Annotated in this window: 22 protein-coding genes, 1 tRNA gene and 1 pseudogene; 17 read left to right on the forward strand and 7 right to left on the reverse strand. The window is 51.3% G+C overall.

Annotation, left to right across the window (positions count from 1 at the left end; genetic code table 11):
• Positions 1-68 precede the first annotated feature (68 nt).
• On the reverse strand, positions 69-689 hold the full coding sequence (locus tag AArcSt2_RS08570) for a DUF1102 domain-containing protein (protein ID WP_250583935.1): 621 nt from the start codon (positions 687-689) through the stop codon (positions 69-71).
• A 381-nt stretch (positions 690-1,070) separates the two neighbouring features.
• Positions 1,071-1,469 carry an IS200/IS605 family transposase gene (gene tnpA, locus AArcSt2_RS08575; RefSeq protein ID WP_250583937.1) on the reverse strand — a complete coding sequence of 133 codons (399 nt, stop codon included), beginning with the start codon at positions 1,467-1,469 and terminating at the stop codon, positions 1,071-1,073.
• Positions 1,470-1,522: 53 nt separating this feature from the next.
• Here tnpA and AArcSt2_RS08580 point away from each other — a divergent pair, with 53 nt between their 5' ends.
• From AArcSt2_RS08580 to AArcSt2_RS08615, 8 genes and pseudogenes are all read left to right on the forward strand, one after another.
• Positions 1,523-1,672 carry a DUF2080 family transposase-associated protein gene (locus AArcSt2_RS08580; RefSeq protein WP_250583939.1) on the forward strand — a complete coding sequence of 50 codons (150 nt, stop codon included), beginning with the start codon at positions 1,523-1,525 and terminating at the stop codon, positions 1,670-1,672.
• 83 nt (positions 1,673-1,755) lie between these two features.
• Positions 1,756-1,893: a hypothetical protein gene (locus AArcSt2_RS08585; RefSeq protein ID WP_250583941.1), complete on the forward strand. Its 138-nt coding sequence runs from the start codon at positions 1,756-1,758 to the stop codon at positions 1,891-1,893.
• On the forward strand, positions 1,893-3,167 hold the full coding sequence (locus tag AArcSt2_RS08590; RefSeq protein ID WP_250583943.1) for an RNA-guided endonuclease InsQ/TnpB family protein: 1,275 nt from the start codon (positions 1,893-1,895) through the stop codon (positions 3,165-3,167). Before AArcSt2_RS08585 ends, AArcSt2_RS08590 begins: the two co-directional genes overlap by 1 nt.
• Before the next feature lie 127 nt (positions 3,168-3,294).
• Positions 3,295-3,691 (forward strand): annotated as a pseudogene (locus tag AArcSt2_RS08595) (zinc ribbon domain-containing protein); the annotation flags it as partial.
• Positions 3,692-4,109: 418 nt separating this feature from the next.
• Positions 4,110-4,697 carry a DUF7344 domain-containing protein gene (locus AArcSt2_RS08600; protein WP_250583946.1) on the forward strand — a complete coding sequence of 196 codons (588 nt, stop codon included), beginning with the start codon at positions 4,110-4,112 and terminating at the stop codon, positions 4,695-4,697.
• 6 nt (positions 4,698-4,703) lie between these two features.
• Positions 4,704-5,459 carry a hypothetical protein gene (locus AArcSt2_RS08605; protein WP_250583948.1) on the forward strand — a complete coding sequence of 252 codons (756 nt, stop codon included), beginning with the start codon at positions 4,704-4,706 and terminating at the stop codon, positions 5,457-5,459.
• A gap of 71 nt (positions 5,460-5,530) precedes the next feature.
• Entirely contained in the window at positions 5,531-6,769 is a 1,239-nt protein-coding gene (locus AArcSt2_RS08610) for a mandelate racemase/muconate lactonizing enzyme family protein (RefSeq protein WP_174653864.1), read from the forward strand.
• Between the two features lie 75 nt (positions 6,770-6,844).
• Positions 6,845-7,816, forward strand: coding sequence for an acetamidase/formamidase family protein (locus tag AArcSt2_RS08615; RefSeq protein WP_174653863.1), 972 nt, complete (start codon positions 6,845-6,847; stop codon positions 7,814-7,816).
• Here AArcSt2_RS08615 and AArcSt2_RS08620 read toward each other — a convergent pair.
• Positions 7,813-8,337 (reverse strand): MOSC domain-containing protein, encoded by a 525-nt coding sequence (locus tag AArcSt2_RS08620; protein ID WP_250583950.1) that lies wholly within the window; start codon positions 8,335-8,337, stop codon positions 7,813-7,815. The genes AArcSt2_RS08615 and AArcSt2_RS08620 overlap by 4 nt on opposite strands.
• Positions 8,338-8,366: 29 nt before the next feature.
• A complete protein-coding gene (locus AArcSt2_RS08625) occupies positions 8,367-8,732 on the reverse strand; it encodes a hypothetical protein (RefSeq protein ID WP_174653861.1) in 366 nt (121 codons plus the stop codon).
• An 87-nt stretch (positions 8,733-8,819) separates the two neighbouring features.
• Here AArcSt2_RS08625 and AArcSt2_RS08630 point away from each other — a divergent pair, with 87 nt between their 5' ends.
• Together AArcSt2_RS08630 and AArcSt2_RS16710 are read left to right on the forward strand one after the other, a co-directional pair.
• Positions 8,820-9,560, forward strand: a complete 741-nt coding sequence (locus AArcSt2_RS08630) for a ThuA domain-containing protein (protein WP_250583952.1) — start codon at positions 8,820-8,822, stop codon at positions 9,558-9,560.
• Positions 9,561-9,613: 53 nt separating this feature from the next.
• On the forward strand, positions 9,614-9,739 hold the full coding sequence (locus AArcSt2_RS16710; protein WP_302928649.1) for a hypothetical protein: 126 nt from the start codon (positions 9,614-9,616) through the stop codon (positions 9,737-9,739).
• Positions 9,740-9,809: 70 nt separating this feature from the next.
• Here AArcSt2_RS16710 and AArcSt2_RS08635 read toward each other — a convergent pair whose 3' ends face one another.
• The 3 genes from AArcSt2_RS08635 to guaB form a co-directional block, all read right to left on the reverse strand.
• Entirely contained in the window at positions 9,810-10,439 is a 630-nt protein-coding gene (locus AArcSt2_RS08635) for a response regulator transcription factor (protein ID WP_250583954.1), read from the reverse strand.
• 117 nt (positions 10,440-10,556) lie between these two features.
• Positions 10,557-11,648, reverse strand: coding sequence for a TrmB family transcriptional regulator (locus AArcSt2_RS08640; RefSeq protein WP_174653858.1), 1,092 nt, complete (start codon positions 11,646-11,648; stop codon positions 10,557-10,559).
• Between the two features lie 52 nt (positions 11,649-11,700).
• Positions 11,701-13,200 (reverse strand): IMP dehydrogenase, encoded by a 1,500-nt coding sequence (gene guaB / locus AArcSt2_RS08645; RefSeq protein ID WP_250583956.1) that lies wholly within the window; start codon positions 13,198-13,200, stop codon positions 11,701-11,703.
• 362 nt (positions 13,201-13,562) lie between these two features.
• Here guaB and AArcSt2_RS08650 point away from each other — a divergent pair, with 362 nt between their 5' ends.
• The 7 genes from AArcSt2_RS08650 to AArcSt2_RS08675 all read left to right on the forward strand — a co-directional run bounded on the left by AArcSt2_RS08650 (position 13,563) and on the right by AArcSt2_RS08675 (position 17,650).
• Complete coding sequence (locus tag AArcSt2_RS08650; RefSeq protein ID WP_250583958.1) at positions 13,563-13,769, forward strand: DUF8099 family protein; 207 nt, start codon at positions 13,563-13,565, stop codon at positions 13,767-13,769.
• Positions 13,770-13,772: 3 nt separating this feature from the next.
• Positions 13,773-14,741, forward strand: coding sequence for a DUF5794 domain-containing protein (locus tag AArcSt2_RS08655; RefSeq protein WP_174653855.1), 969 nt, complete (start codon positions 13,773-13,775; stop codon positions 14,739-14,741).
• Between the two features lie 99 nt (positions 14,742-14,840).
• Positions 14,841-15,065, forward strand: coding sequence for a DUF5795 family protein (locus AArcSt2_RS08660; protein WP_250583960.1), 225 nt, complete (start codon positions 14,841-14,843; stop codon positions 15,063-15,065).
• Between the two features lie 85 nt (positions 15,066-15,150).
• A tRNA-Trp gene (locus tag AArcSt2_RS08665) sits at positions 15,151-15,329 on the forward strand.
• A gap of 124 nt (positions 15,330-15,453) precedes the next feature.
• Positions 15,454-15,693: a DUF7563 family protein gene (locus tag AArcSt2_RS08670; RefSeq protein WP_250583962.1), complete on the forward strand. Its 240-nt coding sequence runs from the start codon at positions 15,454-15,456 to the stop codon at positions 15,691-15,693.
• Positions 15,690-15,899 carry a sigma factor-like helix-turn-helix DNA-binding protein gene (locus AArcSt2_RS16805; RefSeq protein ID WP_425493654.1) on the forward strand — a complete coding sequence of 70 codons (210 nt, stop codon included), beginning with the start codon at positions 15,690-15,692 and terminating at the stop codon, positions 15,897-15,899. The genes AArcSt2_RS08670 and AArcSt2_RS16805 overlap by 4 nt, the downstream gene beginning before the upstream one ends.
• A complete protein-coding gene (locus tag AArcSt2_RS08675) occupies positions 15,896-17,650 on the forward strand; it encodes a DUF7845 domain-containing protein (protein ID WP_250583964.1) in 1,755 nt (584 codons plus the stop codon). The genes AArcSt2_RS16805 and AArcSt2_RS08675 overlap by 4 nt, the downstream gene beginning before the upstream one ends.
• The last annotated feature ends 120 nt before the right edge of the window (positions 17,651-17,770 follow it).

The following is a 17,770-nucleotide window of genomic DNA, read 5'->3' on the forward strand; positions in this document are numbered from 1 at the left end:
ACGATGGACTAGCCGAGTACAAATAATTAAACGTTATATTTGTTCTAATGTTGGTAACTTAAACGATATTAGTAATTGTCTTCAGCACGGGCGAAGATGGTTACTTCGTCATCATCTGCTTCATAAGTACGTGTATCGATTTGTACCGTTATTTCGCCCATCGTTTCCCCTACTGGAACAACAAGAGGTGTATCTCGATTTGGGTTATCGTCTTCAGCAGCCCACTCCTCTGTTGGATCTCCTCTCTGGGTACCCCCACCAGGCCAGTATACCAGATCGATCGGAGTACCTGCATCAGATGAGCTTCCATTATCTTGGTCTGGGTACGATTCTGAAAACATTCTTACACCGTCAGGCAGATCTACGTACACTTGAACATCTTGTGTCCCTGCATTTGTAACTTCAAATACATCAGTAAATGTCGTTATTGCACGGTTGTTTACTCCTGTCCCGGCAGGTGAGGAATCGTCTGCTTCTGCATTATCATTGAATGTTAATTCTAGCATTTCATCTGATTCCCTTGCGTATGGACTTGTTGCGTTGAGCTCCAAGTAGGCACTACTGTCATCTGAAATATTCACGCTCAAGTCTCGCTCTGCTTGCACGCTACTAAATGCACCTGTACCCATTGCTGCTCCTGATCCTGCTACCAATGCACCGAGTCCGATTACGAATTTTCTTCGTTCCATGATTATTCACTTCGTTTCCGCGATCGGGTCGGAAGTCAGCTCCCGACTCGACCACATCTACATATCTTCCAAGAACAGCAGGGGGTATTGTATTCGGGTGCCAGAAACGCTACAGGGCCATCCTGAACACCGAATTAGTTAGCAAAATATCATATTCTATAAAATCACTAAATCGGAGAGTAAGCAGTTTCTAACCGCGTTTCAGCCCTGTCCTGAAACACACAAAACGTAATAAACAAGCAAAAATCTCCGGTTTTCGATACTGCGCTCTATGCTGTGTAATTCCCCTCGCCCTGCCGATCGATCGCGCACGAGAATCTACAGGCTGAACAGGCCGAGTGCCTCGGGGCTTGACCCCGAGGGTGAAAGCCGTACGCTCCGCTAAACGTGTTCCGTGCGCTCGATATACTGCTCAATCGTGTCTGTCGAAACGTCGCCTGCCGTCCCAACGTAGTACGATTCCTCCCAGAACCCACCGCCCCACAGATACTCCTCCAAGTACGACTCGTGCTGTTCCCACATCACCCGTGCCGTGATGCTCTTGACCGTTCGCACAATCTCGCTCGGTGCGTGCTTCGGGTGGGCTGACAGGAACAGGTGTACGTGGTCAGGTGAGATGTGGAGCGACAGTATCTCATAGCCGTACTCGTCACACACGTCGCGGAAACTCGCTTCCAACGAATCTTCAATTGGTTCGAGAATCTCGTGACGGTACCTCGGGCACCACACGAAGTGGTAGTTGACGTTGTACACCGTGTGGTTCGACCGCTTCTCACCCATATCGAACATTCAACACAAATACAATTAAGTATATCCAAAATATATACTTTAGTATGGTGAATCGCTTTGAAATAGACGGAGAGGAAGTTCTCGACGGTGAGGTCAAACCGTTCGGGAACAGCGCCCACGTCACCGTCCCCAAACGCTGGCGTGGAGCCGACGTGAAAGTCGTCCGAACCTCAGAGCCCTCCGAGGAAGAATGACAGTCGATACTCCACTGACTTGCTATATCTGTGGCGAAACATCAGATAGAGCAACAGTAGACCTTATCGGGTGTTTCAAAGATATGCAAGACGCTAAAGAACGGTTTATCGAAAAACACGGGCATGAAAACGAAGGCTACCTCGACATCTGCCCGGACTGCCAAAAGAAGAATCCTAACCACGCAGAGAACGCATACCAAAAATACGGAAAGTACGAGTAATGACCGACGCACAGGCTCTCGTCAAGACGCTGGACTTCCAACTCGACATTCAGAGTGACAACGAGAGTCTGTTGTACGACGCCACACTCGAAGCCCGCTCGGTGTACAACGAAACCATCCGTCTCGCCAAAGAAGGCGTTGACTGGGACGACATCCCCGACCGAGTAGCCGACGACGCCAACCTCGTGAAGAACACGACACAGCGCGTTGTCGCCAAGGCTCTCGGCGCGATGAAGAACTACTACGAGTACGACGACTTCGGCCAGCCGAGCCACACCAAGGATGGCGCGTATCCGCTCCGAGCGAACTACGAGGAAGGATACAACCTGTCGCTCACCGACGACGGCGATGTGGCGTTCCGAATCAGCGCGAAGCCGTACAAGCATGTCACGGGCGTCCTCAAAGGGAGTGACGCTCACCTCGACATTCTCCAGACCGCACTCGAAATCGATGAGTGGAAGATTGGGACGGCGGAAGCCCTGTTCCACAACGACAACGCTGAGTTGCACGTCAACGTCACCAACACCGAACAGACCGTTCGAGACAAGCAGGACTCACTGACGGTCGTCGGTATGGACGTGAACGAGGACAACGTGGCCCTCACCGCTCTGTCCGAGGGTGGCGTTGAGGATACGTTGGTTATCGACTTCCCTGAAATCAAGTTCGAGCGTCACCATTACTTCACGATGCGGAAGCGCGTGCAGAACGCGGGAAAGGACAGCATTCACAACACGTTGGAAGGACGTGAGGAACGGTTTGTCCGTGACCGACTCCACAAGGTGAGTCGTCACATCGTGGCGTGGAGCCAGCAGTTCGAGAAGCCGTGTATCGTCTTTGAAGACCTCAAAGAGATGCGCGACAGTATCGACTACGGCACGCGGATGAATCGACGCTTGCACCACCTCCCGTTCCGCACCCTTCAGTTCTATACGTCGTACAAGGCGTCGTTCGAGGGTATCCCGACTGCGTGGATTAACCCCGAGTACACGAGCCAACGGTGTCCGATGTGCGGACACACGGAGCGTGCGAACCGTAACAAGAAACGGTTCAAGTGTCGGGACTGTGGGCATCAAGACCACAGCGACCGTGGTGCAAGCGTCAACATCGCCGTGAAAGGCGTGAAGAAACTCGATTGGAATGTGCCTGCTCTCAACAGCCTTCCCACCGTGCGGAAGGTGCGACGGCAGGCATCGGGGGCCGTGGACGCCCCGACCGTGACCCACCCGACCGTTCGAGGCTATCAGGCCGATGGTCGGATGGGAGTGTCCGACTAACCCACGGGAAGCCTCGGGGCTTGACCCCGAGGCGGTTCACGATCCAGCTGCTCACACGCGATCGACTTGGAGCTGTGGAACCGACTACGTACGCTAAAACGGCCTTCGACCCGACAGGAGCACAGTCCGATTCCACGCATGGGCGTTCTAACGTTGTACCAGTATGTAGAAAACAAAGCTGCAATGTTCGGTATCGAGGTCGAGCAGGTGAGTCCCGCACATACGTCTCAGTGGTGTTCGTTGTGTGGGTTTACCCACGAATCAAATTGACGGTCAAACACCAGCTCGTGTGTCAACAATGCGAGTACGAACTGAACGCGGATTACAATGCGAGCAAGAACATCGCCCGCAAACTTCTCAAACGTCTCCACTCGGAGCAGAAGTCTTCGAATGGAGGTGCACGCTGTCAGTGTGCGCTAACGTCAGGAACCCTGAACCTAAACGATGATTTCCACGCCTCCGTTACATCGACGGCAGAAGGGGCGTCCCCTGACAAGCCCACGACTGCAGTCGCGGGCTACTGACGGAGCAAATAAACTCAAATAAACAAACTCGATCGTTATTTATCGGTTTATATACAGTCAATCTCTCGACTACGAAATCGACACACAAAATGATACTGAATGTGATACTTTTGTGTTGCGCGAACCATTCGATATGACCCAATTGCAGTTGAAACACGTATTCCCATTATTTTTGCTAGTTTACAAATGTGAGAGTTAGGCTCTGTTTGTTACCACTACGCACAATATTGCTAAAACCGCTAATTCTGTGTTTTAAACCGGTTTTGAACGGGTAATAGGCTCCTAACGACATCCCAATTTACATCCCGTAAGCACACCTTACGTATCAATATTGATATACAGGGCCACCCAGAAACATGTAAAATGGTTTAATCATACTATGGATTTATTAGCGTAAAATAATTATCTACATGTAAGAATGAGTGTCATTGGAAGCTCTGAAACAAACTCGTCTCCGGATACGATGATTCCAGATGATGACATTTTTGATGTCCTCGCGAATCAGCGCCGTCGGTACGTCCTACACGCCCTCAAACGAGAGCGTGAACAAACAGATCTTGGGTCGCTTGCAGAACAGATTGCTGCGTGGGAGAATGGAATCTCGATCGCAGAAGTAACGGGCAATCAGCGAAAGCGGGTTTATACTGCACTTCAGCAGTCACACCTACCAAAGATGGATTCGGTTGGTCTCGTTGAGTTCAACAAAAACCGTGGTATAATTGAGCCATCGCCAGCGCTTGCAGAGGTTGATATCTATATTGATGTCGTTCGTGGGAACGAAATCCCGTGGAGCGAGTACTACCTCGGGCTCACTGCGGTCTGTGGGGCACTTGTTGCAGCGGTGTGGGCGGGCGCATATCCGTTCGCTCTTATTTCTGAATTCAGCTGGATGGTCTTCATGGTTATCGCATTTGGATTCTCCTCGGTTGCACACATATACTATTCCAATAAGTCCCAAATTGGTCAGAGTGCGATGCCAAAAGAGGCAGCACGGATGGAGGAATAATACGCGATGAATCTCAAAGTTGCAAGCATCGTGCTCGCAGTTCTTGCTGCGATGATACTACTGACGGGGACATTTGGGTTTACATCGGTTACAGCCGATCGAGGACTACAGGTTAGCGTTGCTGATAACGATCACGCGAAAGTTGGGATTGAAAAACTTGGCGGAGAGGCTTCTGCTGGCGACACGATTGAGCTATTGAATATTACAAACAATTGGGCTGATGGCATGATAATCTCTGATGTCACTGTTGAATCACTTGATGGTGATGACATATCAGATACTAACTTAGATGTTGGAGAGGATGCCGTGATTTCCGCAGCATGTACACTTGGTGCAGGCACAACTGAAGATGTGGTTGTTACATTTACTGCCTCTGTCGATGGTGCACAGACGACAATCACTCGGACTGTTGAAGTACAGTGCCAAGAAGAGTCAGCTGATTCTACAATTATCGATGTGTCCTTCTTTGGTGGAGGTCAACAAGATGTCAATCTTACTGCACCCGCAACTGCGAATGAAAATGTAACCGTTTGGTCCCGCACAGGTAATGGCGTCTTCTCTAAAAATACGACTACCGATCTAAGCGAGAAGAACAATAAAAAAATCGGAGTTGATTCGAAGCAGGGTCAAGTATTTGCGATTTATTTTGAGTCATTTGACGTAACGTATCTAAAGAACGGAGACACTGATCGTGGTTGCGAGATTGATGGGTTTGTTGATTTTGAAGACGGTGATGTAAGTCAAGAATGCAGTGATTATTAATGAGTTATCTCTGATTTTGTAAGAGATTAAGAACTCCAAAGATTTACCCATTGGCGAGTAAACCATGAATTATGAGCAAGAATTACGCTGACTTGCACGACCCAAACGCGGAGTACACCATGCGTGAACTCTCGCGCGAGACCATGGGTGTGACGGCCAAACGAGGCGGTAGCCGTGACGTTGAAATTACTGACGTTCAGACCACGATGGTTGACGGCAACTTCCCATGGACGCTTGTCCGTATCTACACCGACGCTGGAATCGTCGGAACAGGTGAGGCATACTGGGGTGCAGGTGTCCCCGAGCTGATCGAGCGAATGAAACCGTTCGTTATCGGCGAAAACCCGCTTGACATCGATCGGCTCTATGAACACCTTATCCAGAAGATGTCCGGTGAGGGCTCCGTTGAAGGTGTTACTGTCACCGCAATCTCCGGCATTGAGATCGCACTCCATGACCTCGCAGGCAAGATTCTTGAAGTTCCTGCCTACCAACTGCTCGGTGGAAAATACCGCGATCACATGCGCGTCTACTGTGATTGCCACACCGAAGAAGAGGCCGATCCAGAGGCCTGTGCAGACGAAGCAGAGCGCGTTGTCGAAGAGCTTGGATACGATGCACTCAAATTCGATCTTGATGTACCATCCGGCCTCGAAAAAGATCGGGCAAACAGACACCTCCGCCCAGGCGAGATCCGGCACAAAGCAGAGATCGTCGAAAAGGTCACAGAACGCGTGAAAGACCGCGCAGACGTTGCATTCGACTGTCACTGGACCTTTTCCGGTGGCTCCGCAAAACGCCTTGCGGCAGCGCTTGAGGACTACGATGTCTGGTGGCTCGAAGATCCTGTTCCACCGGAGAACCTCGAAGTCCAAGAAGAAGTTACAAAATCTACTCTCACGCCGATCACCGTTGGTGAGAACCGCTACCGTGTGACCGAGCTTCGACGCCTGATCCAAAATCAAGCAGTCGATATCGTTGCACCGGATATGCCAAAAGTGGGTGGAATGAGAGAAACCCGGAAGATCGCAGACGTTGCAAATCAGTACTACGTCCCGGTTGCAATGCACAACGTCTCCAGTCCGATCGCAACGATGGCATCCGCACACGTCGGCGCTGCAATTCCAAATTCGCTTGCTGTTGAGTACCACAGCTACGAACTTGGCTGGTGGGAAGACCTTGTTGAGGAGTCCGTTATCGAGAACGGCTACATCGAGATTCCGGAACAACCAGGCCTTGGGCTCACACTCGATATGGATGCTGTCGAAGAACATATGGTCGAAGGCGAGACGCTCTTCGACGAAGCGTAATCCCAATCTCCGTTTCTCCGGCACCGATCGCTTTTACCCTCGGTTTTATCGACTCATACTGGTATATGATATCGTATGACAGAATCAACAGAGAGCTACACGATCGATCATCGACTTTCGGCAGCAGACAGAAACGTTCACAGCGTGTGGGACAACTCGCTTGACCCGGTACTCACGATCGAATCTGGCGATGTGGTCCGGTTTGATTGTCGGGATGCGCTCGACGGACAGGTTGGATTAGATTCAACCGCTGACGACCTCGCAAATGCAAGCTTTGATCCGGTTCATCCACTGACAGGCCCAGTCTATGTTGAAGGGGCTGAACCGGGTGATGTGCTTGAAATTGAACTGCTTGACCTCCAACACAAAGGCTGGGGATTCACCGGCTATATGCCGGGTGAGATGGGACTTGGACTGCTTCCGGAGGATTTCGAGGAGGCAGGCTACTATGCATGGGATCTTGAGGGCGACATTGGCAAGTTTGTCAACGGAATCGAAGTACCGCTCGATCCATTCCCAGGCACATTGGGTGTTGCCCCGGCAGAAGACGGGGCTCACGATACGCTCCCACCACGCAATGTTGGTGGCAATATGGATGTCAAACACATGACGAAGGGGTCCACAGTGTATCTGCCGATCGAAGTCGAAGGTGCACTCTTCTCGACTGCAGACTGCCATGCAGCACAAGGTGACGGTGAGGTCTGTGTCACGGGCATTGAATCACCGATGTTTGTCACCGCACGGCTCAGCATACGCAAAGAGATGAACATCAAACAGCCGCAATTCAAAACTAACGGGCCATTCACTCCAAGCGGTCAGGATGAACCAATGTATGCGACAACCGGCATTGCAGAGGATTTGATGATTGCAACAAAGAAGGCAGTCCGACACATGATCGATCATCTGGAAGCAAACCACGATCTCACACGAGGTGAAGCGTACATGCTCTGTTCTGCGATCGTTGATCTCAAAGTGAGTGAAGTGGTTGACGCGCCGAATTGGATCGTAACAGCGTATCTTCCAGAGAGTATCTTTCCAGAGAACTAACCGCTCTCGTTAGTATCGTCTTTGAGTCGATCGACAATCGACTGCCCAACCGTTCGTGGGTCTTTTTCGACGATCGAAAGCCGATCGCCAACTGCGATTGTTCCCGGCTCAATAACGTCTGCACAGATTCCACCCCGACCCTCACTCATCGCACGTGCAAGCCCATCTTCACCGGCGACCCGTTCAACATGTGCACATGGTGGTCGAGGCCGTGTTCCACGAAACGTCGCATTACCCAACTGAAACGTTACTTCCAACAGTTCACGAAGGTTGTGTCCATCAAGAACAATATTCCGCCGATGACGACCATCAGTAAGATCAATGCCATAGCGATCGCTGATTGTGTCAATCGCTGCTGCTGAAATGAACGTCACCTCACACACGTCATATGGCGCGTAGTGTCCCGTGCCGGTGAGATACCGATCGCCAGCGAGCCCACCAGAGACCACCTCAATCCGCTCGTGCGGTTGCATTGGTTTTCCATCCGACTCAGCGGTGTAAATATCGATAATTGATGTCATACTGTAGCTACCGTGGCCGCGATCAAATATCAGTCGCTGTTACATGAGTGGTTCTTTGTGAGCCACCATCGGTGTAGTGCATATCCGATCACAACGGGGGGAGCCAACAGAATGACGATTGCATATATCCATTTGATCGGGCCGACGGTGATATTTCGAACCGCAAGCGCTCTCGTATCTTGGAGCACTCCGGCGGCAGCCAATGGCGCACAAAAGAAGGTGTAGCCGATCCGAACCGTTGCCCAGACAAACGTCCCCTCTACAAGAAACAGCCAATCAAGACTAAACAAAAGTATCCATCCAATAGTGGAAATGACGATAATCTGTATCCAAGGTCCTGCTTCGTCTGGCTCCGGCTGATCGTCTGGATGCAATACCGGTTCCTCTCTAAACACATCCATCCTAGGTGGTCAGTGCGATTGAATGTGTGGCCCAAGCAGCCATGGCGGTGGTTTCTTATCGACCGACTCTGCATACTTACTATGACCCGAGTTACTGTTTGGAACGAATTTCGACATGAGAAAGAGAGCACTGTTGTCGCCGAAATCTATCCAGATGGCATTCATACTGTACTGGCAAGCGTGTTCGAGGACGCGGGGTTCGATGTCACAACAGCAACGCTAGATGAGCCAGAGCACGGGCTCACTGAAGATGTGCTTGCAAACACTGATGTGCTCACGTGGTGGGGGCATGCTGCACATGATGAAGTGAGCGATGAGATTGTTGACCGTGTCCGCGATCGGGTTCTTGAGGGTATGGGATTGCTCGTCTTTCACTCTGGACACTACTCAAAGATTTTCAAACAGCTCATGGGGACGACGTGTTCGCTCAAATGGCGAGAAGCAGCCGAAAAAGAGCGATTGTGGGCTGTTGAACCCGGCCATCCGATCGCAGACGGTATTGACGAGTATATTGAGATTGAAGAAGCCGAAATGTATGGTGAACGGTTCGATATTCCAGCACCGGATACGCTTGTATTCACGTCGTGGTTCGAGGGTGGTGAAGTGTTCCGATCGGGATGCTGTTACCACCGCGGTAACGGAAAAGTGTTTTATTTCCGACCGGGACACGAGACGTATCCTGTCTATCATAATGAAGACATCCAACAGGTACTTGTAAACGGTGTTAAATGGGCGACACCGAATGATGGACCAGCACCAGCGTTTGGGAACGCAGACCCGATTGAAGCAATCGATCTCAGCGACGAACGGACCGTTCACTGAGACTCTTCGTTTCTCAGCGAGCCATCTTTATTTGTTGGTCGCCTATACTGTCTATGGCCGATAACGCCGAAAAGAGTCGGGAGGCAGGGCTTAAATTGATGGTTTTTCTCGGTGGCGTTGCGTTTGCAATATTTATTCTTGGAATCGCAGTGATTTGGATTCTTAGTAGCGGGATGTGACCACAACAAATCGCTTCGAAAGCCAACTTCGGAGAAAAATCGAGATCGGTTGTCAGTTGGGGGATTTCCGTTATTGAGTGCCACCAAACGGATCGCTATCATCGAACTCGGCCGCTGCGTCGGTATCAGCATCCGCTTCGATCGATCGGAACATATTGACGAACTCGTCGTGTTCGGATACCTCGCCAATAGACCGATCCAATTCATCTCGAAGTTCTTCGATTCGAGCAGTAAGCTCTTGGTACTCTTCGTTTGCTTCGAGTGCTGAGTTGCCCTTCTCAGCTTCAAGAAGCGCCTTTTTTGAAGAGAGGCTGAATAGCTCCTGAACACCCTTATCATATGTATTACGGAAGAGGAGATTCGAGACTGTCTTTTTTAGTGCATCTTTTGTAACTGGTTTGATTAGGTAGTCGTCGAATCCCATCGCAATGATATCAAAATCAGGTTCAACTGCGGTCACCATCGCGACACGGCAATCTATTCCTCTCTCACGGAGTGCAACAAGGACCTCGTCACCGGAGAGACCTGGCATACGACGATCGAGAAGTACAATATCAAGTTCGCTGTCTATCTCATCTAATGCTTCTCGGCCTCCGTAGGCAGTCCGTACCTGGTAGTCGGTCTGAAGCCACGCAGCGTATAGATCTGCAAGATCTGGCTCATCCTCGACAATAAGTACAACTGGAGGTTCCTCACTCATGTTCCTTTCCTCCCTCTCGATTCACACATCACAGTGACAGTCCCGTATATAAGAAAATACCTCTTGGCGACAGCGATATCCCACATGCATATTTATACTCACACCCCAACACCGTAGTTATTCCGACTGGACTGGTGCAACGTCAACGACCGTAATTCGGGTTGCTTCTGTATCTTCGACCACCGCGCCCCATCCACCAACAGTATGTGTGTTACCAGTCTCATCCTCTACATACAGAGTAACTTGTCCCGCAAGCTGTGCGAGTGGAACCGCTTCACCCGGTTGTGATGCACCAGCGTACGCGACATCAGTGACGATTCCACAAATACGCTTTTCGGCACCGGACCCTGTATCGTACCCCTCAACCGTCACACGGACCGTATCACCCGCTGTGATGAGCGGTTCGATGTCTCGAACACACCGCCGGATGTCCGTATATAATATTGGTGGGGCCTCCGATCGGACGCTGTAGATCTCCTCCCAGACTTCCCACAGGCAAGTGAGGAAATACCAGTGAAAAACATATGTTAGCGTTCGATCATTGACCAGCACGCCATACTGATTCAGCGACCCACCTGTTGGTGCAAAGCACGCTTCAGTGCGGTCTACGAGGGCGATAAATGGTGTTGGAAGCGGACGGTATCGAACTTCCGTTGCTACCCCTTCGAACATCTTTGTTGGTAGTGTTGGCCGTTCAGAAACGACCGCAGTATGAATGCTTACTTTAATTACAACATCGTTCTCGTATGCCTTTTTTAATGCCGGACGGAGTGCTGCAAAATGGTCAACTGATAGCGAAACCTGTACCTCATTCTCTGCCCCTTCGATCGCCCGTGTTGCATGGTCGAATACGGTCTCAAACCGCTTGACAATGCTCAGTTTATGTTCGTCAACAGTCGGCTCTTCCCATCGTGTTTCAATCTCTTTTGCCGCTGTTGAGAGGAGCTCTGCACGCCCACGGAGGTCTTCTAATACTACTTCGGGGTTGTTTGCACGTGCGTGTAGGCTATCCTGTTCGTACGTCTCAACGTAGCCCTTATCTTCAAGATCGCGGACAACATCGTAGATTCGTGCAGTCGGGACGGAGGATTCATCGGCTAACCGCGTTGCACTCGTTGACCCGAGCCGTAAAAGCGTAATATATGCCTCCGATTGATACTGTGAGAGCCCGGCGTTCCCCAGCGCCTGTCGGAGTTCTTGTGTCTCCATACGCACCGATTCAGTTCTCCAGCGTATTTAATTACTGCAATACGAAACGAAGTTACTCGTTTTGTGGGCTGTAGTTTGGTGCTTCGTCAGTGATCATCACGTCGTGTGGGTGACCCTCGGTCTGCCCTGCTGCTGACACTCGGACAAATCGGGCCGCTGCTTTGACTTCTGGAACCGTCTCTGCACCAACGTATCCCATTCCAGATTTCATCCCACCAACGAGCTGATGGAGTTCTGACGCGAGCGTTCCTTTGTATGGTGTCGCTGCTTCTACACCTTCTGGGACAAACTCGTCCTCTTCATCTGCATCCTTGAGATAGCGGTCGCCACCACCGGATTTCATTGCACCAACCGAACCCATCCCTCGGTATTGTTTGTAACGTTTCCCGTTCATCGTAATAACGCGCCCAGGCGCCTCATCGGTTCCTGCAAAGTATGAGCCAAGCATGACTGCATCTGCTCCTGCCGCGATCGCCTTAATCGCATCACCAGAGTACCGAATTCCACCATCTGCAATGACGGGGATTCCGTGTTTGCTTGCAACATCTGCAACCTCTGAGACGGCAGTAATCTGTGGCATACCAGCACCCGAAACAACACGTGTTGTACAGATCGATCCCGGACCGATACCCACTTTCATTCCATCAGCAAAGTCAGCAATTTCTTGCGCTGCTTCACGAGTACCGATGTTTCCAACAACAACATCTGCGTCGACAAGGGACTTGATTTCGCGCGCGGAGTCAATCACATTGAGATTGTGGGCGTGCGCACAGTCAATGAACAGCACATCTGCGCCTGCCTCGTCAGCTGCGGTTGCGCGATCGATTTCGAATGGGCCAACAGCAACACCTGCACGGAGGCGTCCGCTTTCATCACGGGCAGCATATTCGTGTTCTCGACGCTCAAGAACACCTTGCATGGTGACTAGTCCGACAAGCCGACTCTGTTCGTCCACAATTGGGACGCGCTCGATTTTATAATCGTACATCAGTTCGAGCGCCTCACGAGCCGTTACATCTTCCGACGCAGTAATCACTTCATCAGTCATCGCTTCGCTGACTGCATCAGACTCACCGACTTCAAGATATGGCCGAATATCAGTTGCAGAAATAATGCCGAGCACAGTATCGTCTGTATCGACGACTGGTGCACCGGAGACGCCTTCTCTGCCCATCATCTTGTCCACGTCACTGACTGTTTGTTCTGGGTTTGCAGTTACAACATTTTCTCGCCGGATGACAAGCTCGTGCGCTTGTTTGACCCGTGCAACCTCATCTGCGGTCTCTTCAACCGTCATATTTCGGTGTAGTACACCAAGTCCACCTTCGCGCGCCATCGCGATCGCAAGGTCGCTTTCGGTAACGGTGTCCATTGCTGCCGATAGAATCGGAATCTCCAACTTAACGTTTTTCGAGACGTGTGTTGCCACATCTGCATCGTCTGGCTCAACGCGGCTCTCCATCGGTCGGAGGAGTACGTCATCAAATGTCAATGCCTCTGGAACACGGAGCTTCTCAGAGAAAGTACCTGACTGAGGAACGTCGTTCGCCATATAAATCGTCTTTGTGGCAACCGCAAAAGCATTGCGAGTTTGCACTTCTATGAGTATGTTGGACAATCACATTAACGCATCTGTACAGTATCATGTGTTTGTGCGTGCTGCTGCGACGATTTTTACTTGCATCAAAAACAACACGATCCGTAAAAAGGCGGTGTTGATCGGCAGGTGTTAGATACTATCCAATTTATACTATCAAATGTGAACAATACCAAATTTCTTGTGATGCACTTACGGGTTTTAATCGAATAACTTCTATAATCATCAGCATAATTTATATACTCAATCTATAAATCAAAACCTATGGTTCCAATTATCACGCAACTTTTAATAGCATAGTCCTGTTTATTTTAGATATGAACTCCCAGCAGTTCGCAGCACCGTGCATTGTTGGTCACGTAAACGCCTTCCGAGGGACCTGTGCAACACGGATGTGGACATTTAAAACACTTACAAAATTTTCACTGGGAGTGAAACGATCCATTAGTGGTGGATCTGTACCCCATGACGGTTCCGGGTTGCACTCATATCACCGATCGGCCGACGGTGACGGCCATAACTAGCAAATGAGTGTCTCACGGCATCCGATCGCCCTTCGTTTAGAGAATCGTGTTGGTGGTGCAACCCGCTTGTTGGCAACAGTTATGGCACTCCCACTGATTGATGGGATTTTTGTCGCATTAGTCCTGGCTGGGACGCTTAACTCGACGTTTGGCATCCTCGAGACTGGACTGTTGATCTTCGGTGGCTCTGCGACACTTGCAGTTATTCTTGCAGAGATGGACGGCACGCGAAAGCAGCAGGTCACCTCTGTTTTGTTAATTGGTGCGTTGATTCTGCCGATCGCGGCGATCGAAGCAGCCCTTGCACCAATGATTGCGAGCGTGCTCAACATGGCGATCTTCGAGCGGTTTGCCGGATTAGTTATCTTGGCAATCGCTGCAAAGACGGCAAGCTCAAAAATTGGGGAATACCTTCCAAGCCCGGGTATCATCATTGGTCTTGGACTCGTTGCGAGTCTTGAGCCGAACGGATTCACGGTTGCGTTCCTTGACGATCCACAGCTTGTCGTTAACGCAACTGCCGCCGCGGGTGTTGGTGTTGGGTTCGCTCTTGCGGTTGCAATGTTTGCACCAAGCCTCCGCGGTAATGTCGATCTCGATCGGTTCCGCTTCGGAAGTTCGGTTGCCCTTGGTGTGCTTGCGCTCCCAATCTTGGGTGTGTTGAACACGGAGGCACCGATCGCACTCGCTGTATTGGTTGTTGCGGCACTGTTCGCATACGACCCTGATGGGGGTGGTGCAGTTGCCGGCGATTCAGATGACCACCATTCGACGGCGATGGCCGCAACCGATGGCGGTGACGAACCACCGTCTGGACCGACTGAAGCAGACACTGATACCGCATCCGATCGGGACCGAAAAGAAACACAATCCGAGTCTTCGTCGTCCGCAGAGTCCTTCGAGGAGCCGGAATCTGAGGAGACTGGGTACGGATACCCTGGCGAAGATGAGTCACGTGCGCCGTGGCTCTGATTGCATACCTACACGATTTTTCATAGCGGTAACCAATACTCGTTGACGCAACCCCTCCGCACCCATAATCCCTTACTATACGCCCATCTTGTGATCTGTATGAGCAACCGCGTTGTCGAAGGTCGAATGGTAACACCAGAACGATTGGCTGAACTTGTTGAAGGAGAGCGTCCCATGGAGGCTACTCAAATTGAAGATGCAGATGACCCATGTCCCGACTGTGGTGGAAACGTTATTTCAGTTGGATATATGCCAAGCGTCACGGCATTTGTAACCGGATACAAGTGTCAAGATTGTTCGTGGAGCGATCGAGAAGAGCAGTAACCTAGGGACAACTATCTAATTCGATCGCCGGTCGCGAGTTTCAATCGAAACCCCTTTACTATCGATCGGACAATATAGTGATAGCGGGGACGTGGCCAAGCCAGGCATGGCGACTGACTCCAGAGGCCACGCGCCCGGGACGATACTCCAGACTGATATACCGAGCGGTCGACTGATCATCGATCGCGTTGACGACCCTCTGGAGTTCCGAGGCGCTACACCGGAGATATCAGTCGATCGGGGGTTCAAATCCCTCCGTCCCCACTGAATTTAAGTCAGAAGCGGCTAAATTTTCCGCTTCTTTCACCCGTAAAATACCCCCACGAGACGCCTCTCATTCGGCCCTCCACACTATTACTAACTTCCGACAGAACGGGGTGAACTGCTAATGGCAGTTCGGCTTGAGCTGCCGGTTCGAAAGGCTGTCTGTCTTCACTGCGGAGCCCACGTAACCACGGACTTCAGGCGTGTCTATGGCGACCAAGACGATCGGGCCCACCGCTGCCGATCGTGTGATACGCTGGTTCGAATTCGAGAAGGGAGTGCAGCTGGTGTTGACGCTCGCACGCCTGACCCTGAAACCTCACCCGGACGGCATGGCTGTGAGGCTGTGGGGTGGTCTCGATGAGCGGGCAGGCTCGTCTATCCGAGTTCGGTGGTACTTCCGATGTTGATCTCGATCTACTGAGCCCTGCTGAGCGGAAAGCCTACGTTGCCGTTCGTTTGAACGGTATCGGTGTTCGCGAACACGCACGGACTACCGATAGATCACCTGGTACGATCGGGAATCTGCTTCGGAGAGCTGAGAAAAAGTTTGAACGGGGTAGAAAATGACGGTGGACACGTTCGTTCACTGTGCTCCCCACGAGGGAGATCTCCACCTCATCTTCTCAGCGTATGGGCTTGGGCCGTACTTTGCAATGGATCGCGTTCGGAAAGATCACGACGGCTGGAAAACGACCGGCAAACCAACGCGCACCATTCATTTCGACGGTGATGAGTGGGCTTTAGCGTACGATTACGACACGGACAACCCGCTCGATCCACGCGAGCACCAGGACTACCACCTACAGAGTGTTCCTGAATTCAGGTTCTATTTTGTCGCAAAAGATGAACTGTATGATGGCGAGAAGGCCGATCAGAGTAAACGAATTCGTGGTGGAACGATGACCGTCCGACCGCGGTGGCCGGGACTGACGGCGAACGGAAAGAAAGTAAAAGGTATCCCAAACATCGGGAAGCCGTACATTGACGTCCAGATTCAAGCGTCGAATATCGATCATACACTGTACCACAAGCTCGCGATCCAAGTGATTAGCGCGTTTGACGTGAACCCGAAGTATCTGCAGGAAGTTCACGAAATGAGCAACTGGCAGGATATAGCCGTCTACACACGATTGAAACGCTCCGAAAGCGGGCCAGTGTACGCTGCAGATGGGCCGATCGCCCGCTCACACCAACTGCTCGAAGGCGATCGCGAAGGCTACCGCAAGCACGTCGAAGACCACCGAAAGATACCTGGCTACTACGTCACCACTTCGGTGAATGATCAACGATCGCACGATCTCATCAAGGGCCACACACTCGGTAAGGAGATTAAGCACTACTACCCGATCGAGCCACGCGACGATCCCGACGATCCACTGTACCACCCGAAGCTCGAAGTTGCGTATCAAACCTCACTCACTGACGAAACAGTGTACTGGGAAGATACACAAGACGCTGTTCGCGAACTCGAAGAGACGCTATTGAACACGCTTGATTGGGCTGGGCTGCCGGTTCACGGGAACGACGGTGACGACCACAGTGGAAACGGTGGTGTGTTCGTCAAAGACGCGTATTTCACTGCAAGAGATGGCCACCAACGATCGCGGAAGTTGGTTGCGTGTCCGCTACCAGAGATCAAAGACGCTCAGGAGGCGGCAGTTATGTCACTGTGGGGTTCAGCCTTACAGAGCGATAGGGAGCTGATTGATCTGTTGCTCTCGGATGGCGGCGAAATCTCGCCTACCAACGCCTCAGAGAAGACTGGGTACTCCTACCGGACGATTCGAGAAATTATCGATCGGTGTGGTTCGGTGCTTAAGCACACGTACGGGAAGATCGAGATCGCCTCGAAGCATCAGCGTGATCTGTTGCTCGAACGAGTCCGAGCGACAGGAGCAGAGTTTACGAACACGGTAGAGCACGCAGTACTGACAGCTGCGGAAGCCGCAAGCGATCGCCGTCGATCGAAGTGGTCCGAAACCCGCCGTGAGTACAACATCACTGTTGACAGCGATCCTGACGACTGCCGGAAGCTACTGAAGGTGAGCTACCAACCTGAAGACGAGTACGAAGCTCGCGAAGTTATTCGATCGATCAAAACGGCGTATCTGTCCACGCACAACGATCGTGGTGGCGCCCACGGCGTACACGCAGTGTTGACCCTGAAAGATGGAACACGCAAGCGGTACAAGAGTCTCGAAGCCAAGACGATCGCACCTCGATCGGGATCGAGCAGAGCGAAACGATACCGTGAAGCGATCGAATCCGTGACCGATCGCGAATGGGAGCTCTGGAGCCAAGGCCGATCTGTGACCTAAGAGCCCGACTGCTGAGAGGCTTTGCTGTTATTTTACTTTATTTCTGCAAGTATACTTGCACTATTTACAGACTAGTACAAACTCATTTTAGTTCGGATGTTGTGACAGTCACGATCGCGT

Source organism: Natronocalculus amylovorans (assembly GCF_023638035.1).
Lineage (GTDB): Archaea > Halobacteriota > Halobacteria > Halobacteriales > Haloferacaceae > Natronocalculus > Natronocalculus amylovorans.

What these genes read in the sequence shown, in the direction of transcription:
- AArcSt2_RS08585 (WP_250583941.1), top strand. Translation starts at nt 1,756, where the DNA reads ATGCAAGACGCTAAAGAACGGTTTATCGAAAAACACGGGCATGAAAAC.
- AArcSt2_RS08660 (WP_250583960.1), top strand. Translation starts at nt 14,841, where the DNA reads ATGAGCAACCGCGTTGTCGAAGGTCGAATGGTAACACCAGAACGATTG.
- tnpA (WP_250583937.1), bottom strand. Translation starts at nt 1,469, where the DNA reads ATGGGTGAGAAGCGGTCGAACCACACGGTGTACAACGTCAACTACCAC.
- AArcSt2_RS16805 (WP_425493654.1), top strand. Translation starts at nt 15,690, where the DNA reads ATGAGCGGGCAGGCTCGTCTATCCGAGTTCGGTGGTACTTCCGATGTT.
- AArcSt2_RS08650 (WP_250583958.1), top strand. Translation starts at nt 13,563, where the DNA reads ATGAACTCCCAGCAGTTCGCAGCACCGTGCATTGTTGGTCACGTAAAC.
- AArcSt2_RS08670 (WP_250583962.1), top strand. Translation starts at nt 15,454, where the DNA reads ATGGCAGTTCGGCTTGAGCTGCCGGTTCGAAAGGCTGTCTGTCTTCAC.
- AArcSt2_RS08630 (WP_250583952.1), top strand. Translation starts at nt 8,820, where the DNA reads ATGACCCGAGTTACTGTTTGGAACGAATTTCGACATGAGAAAGAGAGC.
- AArcSt2_RS08605 (WP_250583948.1), top strand. Translation starts at nt 4,704, where the DNA reads ATGAATCTCAAAGTTGCAAGCATCGTGCTCGCAGTTCTTGCTGCGATG.
- AArcSt2_RS08615 (WP_174653863.1), top strand. Translation starts at nt 6,845, where the DNA reads ATGACAGAATCAACAGAGAGCTACACGATCGATCATCGACTTTCGGCA.
- AArcSt2_RS08675 (WP_250583964.1), top strand. Translation starts at nt 15,896, where the DNA reads ATGACGGTGGACACGTTCGTTCACTGTGCTCCCCACGAGGGAGATCTC.
- AArcSt2_RS16710 (WP_302928649.1), top strand. Translation starts at nt 9,614, where the DNA reads ATGGCCGATAACGCCGAAAAGAGTCGGGAGGCAGGGCTTAAATTGATG.
- AArcSt2_RS08590 (WP_250583943.1), top strand. Translation starts at nt 1,893, where the DNA reads ATGACCGACGCACAGGCTCTCGTCAAGACGCTGGACTTCCAACTCGAC.
- guaB (WP_250583956.1), bottom strand. Translation starts at nt 13,200, where the DNA reads ATGGCGAACGACGTTCCTCAGTCAGGTACTTTCTCTGAGAAGCTCCGT.
- AArcSt2_RS08610 (WP_174653864.1), top strand. Translation starts at nt 5,531, where the DNA reads ATGAGCAAGAATTACGCTGACTTGCACGACCCAAACGCGGAGTACACC.
- AArcSt2_RS08570 (WP_250583935.1), bottom strand. Translation starts at nt 689, where the DNA reads ATGGAACGAAGAAAATTCGTAATCGGACTCGGTGCATTGGTAGCAGGA.
- AArcSt2_RS08580 (WP_250583939.1), top strand. Translation starts at nt 1,523, where the DNA reads ATGGTGAATCGCTTTGAAATAGACGGAGAGGAAGTTCTCGACGGTGAG.
- AArcSt2_RS08600 (WP_250583946.1), top strand. Translation starts at nt 4,110, where the DNA reads ATGAGTGTCATTGGAAGCTCTGAAACAAACTCGTCTCCGGATACGATG.
- AArcSt2_RS08640 (WP_174653858.1), bottom strand. Translation starts at nt 11,648, where the DNA reads ATGGAGACACAAGAACTCCGACAGGCGCTGGGGAACGCCGGGCTCTCA.
- AArcSt2_RS08655 (WP_174653855.1), top strand. Translation starts at nt 13,773, where the DNA reads ATGAGTGTCTCACGGCATCCGATCGCCCTTCGTTTAGAGAATCGTGTT.
- AArcSt2_RS08635 (WP_250583954.1), bottom strand. Translation starts at nt 10,439, where the DNA reads ATGAGTGAGGAACCTCCAGTTGTACTTATTGTCGAGGATGAGCCAGAT.
- AArcSt2_RS08620 (WP_250583950.1), bottom strand. Translation starts at nt 8,337, where the DNA reads ATGACATCAATTATCGATATTTACACCGCTGAGTCGGATGGAAAACCA.